At 61.1% G+C, this 5,691-nt stretch carries 5 protein-coding genes; 1 reads left to right on the top strand and 4 read right to left on the bottom strand.

Going from position 1 to position 5,691, the window contains the following annotated elements; all coding sequences use genetic code 11:
* Window positions 1-208: 208 nt before the first annotated feature.
* Window positions 209-1,237 (bottom strand): UDP-N-acetylmuramate dehydrogenase, encoded by a 1,029-nt coding sequence (gene murB / locus H145_RS0119130; RefSeq protein WP_019949754.1) that lies wholly within the window; start codon window positions 1,235-1,237, stop codon window positions 209-211.
* A 261-nt stretch (window positions 1,238-1,498) separates the two neighbouring features.
* Between murB and H145_RS0119125 the strand changes: the two genes are divergently transcribed.
* Entirely contained in the window at window positions 1,499-2,308 is an 810-nt protein-coding gene (locus tag H145_RS0119125; protein WP_019949753.1) for a DUF547 domain-containing protein, read from the top strand.
* Between the two features lie 404 nt (window positions 2,309-2,712).
* Here H145_RS0119125 and H145_RS0119120 read toward each other — a convergent pair whose 3' ends face one another.
* From H145_RS0119120 to H145_RS24850, 3 genes are all read right to left on the bottom strand, one after another.
* Window positions 2,713-4,119, bottom strand: a complete 1,407-nt coding sequence (locus H145_RS0119120; protein WP_019949752.1) for a sugar MFS transporter — start codon at window positions 4,117-4,119, stop codon at window positions 2,713-2,715.
* A 441-nt stretch (window positions 4,120-4,560) separates the two neighbouring features.
* Window positions 4,561-4,974: a DUF1810 domain-containing protein gene (locus tag H145_RS0119115; RefSeq protein ID WP_019949751.1), complete on the bottom strand. Its 414-nt coding sequence runs from the start codon at window positions 4,972-4,974 to the stop codon at window positions 4,561-4,563.
* 466 nt (window positions 4,975-5,440) lie between these two features.
* Window positions 5,441-5,691, bottom strand: a 251-nt coding sequence (locus H145_RS24850; RefSeq protein WP_019949615.1) for a transposase, incomplete at its 5' end; no start/stop codon positions are given.

The following is a 5,691-nucleotide window of genomic DNA, read 5'->3' as shown; positions in this document are numbered from 1 at the left end:
GGTCGACGCTTGCGCGGCGGCCACCAGCACGGGCCGGCAACAAGGGCAGTATCCAGCGGGTAATTATATCTTTGCTCAAGACTTCCATGAGGGAGGGAAAGGAGATGGGTCGCACCTCAAATTTCCCGCTTTTGTGGGAGTCTTTTCTGTTTTGCGCCTGACTGACTACTTCCTAAACAGCTTCGATGCCCGCCCGGCCGGCGCGCAGCTACATAATATTGACCTCGGGGTGCAGCTCGATGCCGAACTTCTCGCGCACCGAGGCAATGATTTCGTAGGCCAAATCGCGGATGTCCTGGCCCTGGGCGCCGCCGTGGTTGACGAGCACCAGCGCCTGCCGGTCGTGCACGCCGTGGGGGCCGCGGCGCTGGCCCTTCCAGCCGCACTGCTCAATCAGCCAGGCGGCGGGCACCTTCACGCCGCCCGGCACCGGGTAGCCCGGCAGGCCCTCGAACTGCGCCTTCAACTCATCGAACTTGGCCTGCGAGATTTCGGGGTTCTTGAAGAACGAGCCCGCGTTGCCAATCTGGGCCGGGTCGGGCAGCTTGCTGCGGCGGATGCTGCTAACGGCCTCGCTGATGTGTAGCGGCGTGGGGTCGCCCTCGATGCCCATGTCCTGCAGCGTCGTCTGGATGTCGCCGTAGCGCACGTTGGGGCGGCCCTGCTTGTGCAGGCGCAGCAGCACGTTGGTTACAATGAACTGGTTTTTGAGCGGGCCCTTGAACACGCTTTCGCGGTAGCCGAAGCCGCACTCGGGGCCCAGAAATGTGCGCAGCCGGCCGGTGCTCAGCTCCAGGGCCTCCAGCTGCTCAAACGTGTCCTTCAGCTCGGCCCCGTAGGCCCCGATGTTCTGCAGCGGCGCCGCGCCCACCGTGCCCGGAATCAGCGACAGGTTTTCGATGCCGCTCAGCTCCTGGCCCAGCGCGTACTGCACCAGCCCGTGCCAGCTTTCGCCGGCCCCCGCCCGCACCAGGGCCGTTTCCTCGTCCTGGTCCACGATTTCGAGGCCCCGGATTTCGTTTTTGAGCACCACGCCCTCGAAGTTGCGGGTGAACAGCAGGTTGGAGCCGCCGCCGAGCACCAGCTTCTCGGCCGCCTGCACCTGGGGCAGGGCCAACAGCGCCCGCAACTCCTCCACGGAAGCAAAACGGGCAAACCAGCGGGCCGTTACCTCGAGGCCGAAGGTGTTGTAGGGGCGGAGCGAAACATTGGCTTCAAGCGTGGGGGCGGGGCTCATGGCGGCGACGAAACGGTGAGAACCCAAAGGTACACCAGTTGCCAGTTGTGCGTGACGGGGTGGCAGCCCGGATTCCCAGGGCTAAAGCCTTGGGCTACGGAGCGGATTTGGCGAAGTGCTGACTGGCCCAGGATTTTAGCCTTGGAAATCCGGGCCGGCAACTAAACCCTATCTGCCTCCGGTACAACTGTTCAGGCTGCCAACGCCGTATATGCCAGCTCGACGCCGTCGGGCCCGTCCTCACGAACCATTTCTTCCATTATGCACCGCATTTCCCTGTTTACTTCCCGGCTGGCGCTGGGCGCTTTGCTGGCGGCCGGCACGCTGGCTTCGGCCGGCTGCGGCTACGTCGGCTACCTGATTCCGCTCAACCCCACCTCCCAGAATGGCCAGACCCTCGACCATGCGGCCTGGGACGGGCTGCTGAAAAAGTACGTCGACGACCAGGGTATGGTGAACTACAAGGGCCTTAGGCAGGACAGCGCGGCGCTGAATTCCTACCTGAAAACGCTCGGCGACAACCTGCCGGCCCGCAAAGCACCCGCCGACGAAAAGCTGGCCTACTGGCTCAACGCCTACAACGCCTTCACGGTCCAGCGCATTATCCGTGCGTATCCGGTGAAAAGCATCAAGGACCTGGGCGGCGACAAAATCTTCGTCAACACCGTCTGGGACCAGGAGTTTATCCCGCTCGGGGGCAAGCGCTACACGCTCAACGACATCGAGCACCGCATCATCCGCAAGCAGTTCGACGACAACCGCATTCACTACGCGCTGGTGTGCGCGGCCATGAGTTGCCCGCGCCTGCGCCAGGAGGCCTACGTGGGCAGCAAGGTGCAAGAGCAGCTCGCCGACCAGGGCCGCAACTTCATCAACAACCCCAGGAAAAACGACCTCACGCCCGCCGCCAGCCCCACGCTGTCGGCCATCTACAGCTTCTATCCCAAGGATTTCGAGAAAAACGGCAGCACCTCCATCCAGAACGCCGTCAACCGCTACGCCCAGCAAAAAATCGACCCCAACGCCAAGCTGAGCTACAAGGAATACGACTGGAGCCTGAACGAGCAGTAAATGTTGAGCTATTAGCTGCGGGCAGCCAAAGCACTAGGTTTTTGTATTCACTGCCCCTGCGCAGTAGCCCCAGCGGGGCGACATATTGGTAGGAACAGTCTGTATCTATTCAGCAAAGCCCCAGCGGGGCGGCACTAATCGTTGAATGGTGGGTGTCGCCCCGCTGGGGCTTTGCTGCTTTTGGTTATGCGCTGCTACCCATATGCCGCCCCGCTGGGGCTACTGCGCAGGGGCAGGTGTTCATCTACCAACTGGCGTTACGCAGCACTTGATTAACGGTCGTGGCGGTAGCCCGGACGTTAGTGCGTAGCCTGCCAAAACAGGCCGTTCCGTGGTGAGGGCAACGGACCAACGTCCGGGCCACAGCCGCTCAGCGCAATTAGTGCGTAACAGCAGCTAACAGCTCATCGAACCACGCGGTAGCCGCGCAGGGCATAGAACAGGAGGTAGGCGTAGCAAAGTACGGGCAGGGCGAAGGCCACGCGCAGGCCGCCGCCGTGGGTGGCCAGCAGGCCCATCAGGGGCGGAATGATGGCCCCGCCCACGATGGCCATAATCAGGTAGGAGGAGCCCTGCTTGGTGAAGCGGCCCAGCCCGGTAATGGCCAGCGGAAACACCACGGGCCAGATGATGGCGTTGCATAAGCCGCAGAGTACCACCAGCCACAGGGCGGTTTCGCCCTGGCTGAGGATGGAGAGCGTCACCAGCGCCACGCCGGCCGCGCACACGCCCGCCAGCAGCTTGCGGGCATCGAAACGGCTGAGCAGCGGGATGCCGATGATGCGGCCAATCATCAGTCCGAACCAGTAGGAGGCCACCAGCACCGCGCCCACGGCCTTGGTGAAGCCGGCCGAAGTGTCGATGGCCTCGGGCGTGTTGCCGAACAGCGCGGCGGCCCAGTTGGTGGCCAGACTGAGGATGCGCACCAGCTCCTGCGTGAAGCCGCTGAGCTGCGCGATGTTCTGAGCCTCGCCGTAGCGGATGATAAACGAGCCGATGCCCACCTCGACGCCCACGTACACGAAAATGGCCACCACGCCCAGCGCCAGGTGCCGGAAGCTGAGGGCCGAGCGGCGGCCGGTTTCGGCGGCGGCCTGCGCGGCGGCAGCTTCCTCATCGGCGGGCAGGCTCTCGATTTCGGGCAGGCGCACCAGGAAAAACAGCAGCGCCAGCACCGCCAGAAACACGGCCAGCCCTACGTAGAGCGGCTTTACCAGCGCGGCTTCCTCGCTCAGGCGCTGCTCGAGCGGCAGTTGGGCCAGCTGGGCCTTGAGCACCGTGGAGCCCCCGAACAGAATCAGGCCGCCGATGAGGGGCGAGAGGGTGCCGCCCAGCCCGTTGGCCACGCCCACGATGCTTACGCGGCTGGCGGCAGTGCGCGCCGGCCCCAGCACGCTCACGTAGGGGTTGGCCGCCACCTGCAGCAGCGTAATGCCGGCCCCCAGAAAGCTCAGCGCCAGCAAAAACAGCGAGAACGTGCGCGAGTTGGCGGCCGGCACGAACAGCAGCGCCCCCGCGCCCATCACCAGCAACCCCAGCACAATGCCGCGCTGAAACCCGAGCTTCTCCAGCACCCGCCCGGCGGGCAGCGACATCAGAAAATAGGCCCCAAAAAAAGCCGACTGCACGGCCGTCGACTGGAAATCGGTGAGCTGGCACACGTCCTTGAGGTAGGGCATGAGCACGTCGTTGAAGTTGGTGACGGCCCCGAACAGGAAGAACAGGGTCGTCATGAGCACCATCGGCCCCACGTAGGAGCGGGCGGCGGCCGGGGCGGCAGTAGCGGGGGAGGAGGCGAGGGGAGCGGCCATTTGTGGGAATCAGGGGAAATATGCGGCCTTAAAGATAGGAGCTTGTCCCAAACCGACGCGGCCCCTGCACCGGGCAGGGGCCGTTGGACAGCTACTGGCAGCACAAGCACCCTGGCGCCTCGCGACAGTTGTTGGAAGACCGCTACGGCTTCCCGACTGCTCTCCACCGATTGGTTCTGCCTTCCCAGGCGTTCCGGGAGGGCAAAACCAATCGGTTTTACTCTCCCGGAACGCATGGGAGTCTTCCAACGATTGGTTTTATCCTCCCGGAACGCCCGGGAGCCTTCCACCGATTGGTTCTATCCTCCCGGAAGTTCCGGGAGCTCTCCGACGAGTGGTTTTGCCTTCCCCGGCGGTTGGGTAGCGTTCCAACGAGTGGTTTTGCCCGGTGTCGTCGTTATAATGCCAAGACGCGATGAGTCGCGTTTCTACACCGTTCAACTACTTCAGCAGCGCCAGCGTCTTCGGGTCCGATTGGCCGCCGTAGAACCGTTCCAGCACCCGCCCAAACACCGTCGGCGCACCCGGCACGGCCCCAAACAGCGTCATGGAGGAGCACAGCTTCAAATCGTCGGGCGAGCCGAAGATGCGGGTGGCGTCGGTGGCGGGCTGTTGCAGCAGCGCCTCGCAGATTTCGACCAGCCGCGGCCCCAGCACCGGGTGGGCCAGGTAAGCAGCCGCTTCGGTCGCACCGTCGAGGCCGTAAAAACGGGCCGTTTCGCTGAAACCCAACCCTTTTAATTGCGGGAAGATAAACCACATCCAGTGGCTGCGCTTACGGCCGTTTTGGATTTCAGTCAGGGCCGTTTGGTAGGTGGACTGCTGGGCGTCGAGGAAGTGTTGGAGGGTAGGCATAGATATCATCGTCAATGAATTGTTTAGCATATTAATTCATATTTGGAGATATATAAAACAACATGTAATCATAAATTTGAATTAAATATGCAATTATATAATCTAGTGATGCTATCGTCTTCGAGGTGCACTACGGCTTGGTGCGCTACGAGTATGTGGTCTTACATATGTACCATCTTTACGGGTATACCCCCTGACACTGACTGGTCCACCAGAGCTTCTTGAGCTACTAGGCGAAATATGAGACGATTTGGATTTGGTGGAGGAGTACCCATAAAGTTCCCCATCGATAGTGGTATTGTATTTATGGTAATTAGTGAGGACAGGCTTATAAGCATACCCTTTGTATGTGTCAAAAATGATACGATGATAAACATTCGATTCCTTCTTGGTTAAAACTCTCTTCCCTATTGGAACAGTGTAAATGTTTACTGAAGTAGTATCCAAATTTATGGTCGTGTGTTAATTAAGTAGAATTGGAGGATTGAAAGAAGAAGTGGTGAATGAACAGGCTGATGACGCCGTCATGGAAGAACGTCTTCTTTGAGAAGCAAATAGTCTTGCGCGTGAGCCGCTTGAGGCGGGTGCGTAAGGTGAGATGTTTGCGCTCCAGGCGCTGGAGCTGCGTTTTGTCCTCCACGCGCTGCTCGGCTGGCAGCCGGTCCACATAGGCCCACCAGGCATCGGTGATCCACAAGGCCACCGTCAGGCCCGCAT

It is taken from the genome of Hymenobacter aerophilus DSM 13606 (assembly GCF_000382225.1).
Classification (GTDB): domain Bacteria; phylum Bacteroidota; class Bacteroidia; order Cytophagales; family Hymenobacteraceae; genus Hymenobacter; species Hymenobacter aerophilus.
Note: the sequence above shows the minus strand (reverse complement) of the source record. Positions and strands in the feature narration are given on the sequence as shown.

What these genes read in the sequence shown, in the direction of transcription:
- H145_RS0119120 (WP_019949752.1), bottom strand. Translation starts at nt 4,119, where the DNA reads ATGGCCGCTCCCCTCGCCTCCTCCCCCGCTACTGCCGCCCCGGCCGCC.
- H145_RS0119115 (WP_019949751.1), bottom strand. Translation starts at nt 4,974, where the DNA reads ATGCCTACCCTCCAACACTTCCTCGACGCCCAGCAGTCCACCTACCAA.
- murB (WP_019949754.1), bottom strand. Translation starts at nt 1,237, where the DNA reads ATGAGCCCCGCCCCCACGCTTGAAGCCAATGTTTCGCTCCGCCCCTAC.
- H145_RS0119125 (WP_019949753.1), top strand. Translation starts at nt 1,499, where the DNA reads ATGCACCGCATTTCCCTGTTTACTTCCCGGCTGGCGCTGGGCGCTTTG.